This is a genomic window from Pseudomonas sp. BJa3 (assembly GCF_026343815.1).
Classification (GTDB): domain Bacteria; phylum Pseudomonadota; class Gammaproteobacteria; order Pseudomonadales; family Pseudomonadaceae; genus Aquipseudomonas; species Aquipseudomonas soli.
Window position 1 is genome coordinate 1 of the sequence record NZ_JAOXMC010000391.1, and the last position, 251, is coordinate 251.

The following is a 251-nucleotide window of genomic DNA, read 5'->3' on the forward strand; positions in this document are numbered from 1 at the left end:
TAGGTGCGCCCGGTCGGCCGGCGTTCAAGCAGTTCGACGCAGCCGATTTCGACGACCCGGTTGCCCTTTTTCCATTCCAGGCCGGTGGTTTCGGTGTCGAGGATGATCTGGCGCATCAGGCGAAGGTTTCCGGGATGGGATTCAGATGGAACAGGCCGACCTCACGCTCTACGTGGGGCAGCGTGACCATTCTCTCAAAGACGAATCCCAGCTTCTGCAACAGGCGGATCGAGGCGGCGTTATCGGGATTG

General features: G+C 60.2%; 1 pseudogene. It reads right to left on the reverse strand.

Features of this window, described 5'->3' with window-relative positions:
• Positions 1–116, reverse strand: a pseudogene (locus OH705_RS28140) (exonuclease domain-containing protein); the annotation flags it as partial.
• Positions 117–251: the final 135 nt, after the last annotated feature.